Below are 292 nucleotides of genomic sequence, written 5' to 3'. Positions count from 1 at the left end.
CGCGGGAGAATCGAAGGTCTTCATGTCCACCAAGGACACGTTGATCCGGGCCTACATGGCCGGCGCCATCCTGGCGCTCGCCGCCGCATTTGCCGTCACCATCACCGTCAATACCGGGCAGCCCCTGATCGGCGCCCTGTTGTTCCCGGTCGGCTTCTGCATGCTCTACCTGCTGGGGTTCGATCTGCTCACAGGCGTCTTCACTCTGGTGCCGCTGGCGCTGATCGCCAAGCGCCCTGGCGTCACCCTCGGCGGTGTGCTGCGCAACTGGGGCCTGGTCTTCATCGGCAAC

The 292-nt window shown here is 65.1% G+C and carries 1 protein-coding gene; it reads left to right on the top strand.

Annotated features, from left to right (window positions below):
* On the top strand, positions 1 to 292 hold a 292-nt coding region (locus ACOSDR_RS20285), incomplete at both ends, for a formate/nitrite transporter family protein (RefSeq protein WP_420732354.1).

This window comes from Hwanghaeella sp. 1Z406 (assembly GCF_048892425.1).
In the GTDB taxonomy this organism is placed as follows: Bacteria; Pseudomonadota; Alphaproteobacteria; order UBA8366; family Aestuariispiraceae; genus Pacificispira.
This window is presented reverse-complemented; position numbering and strand designations above follow the sequence as displayed.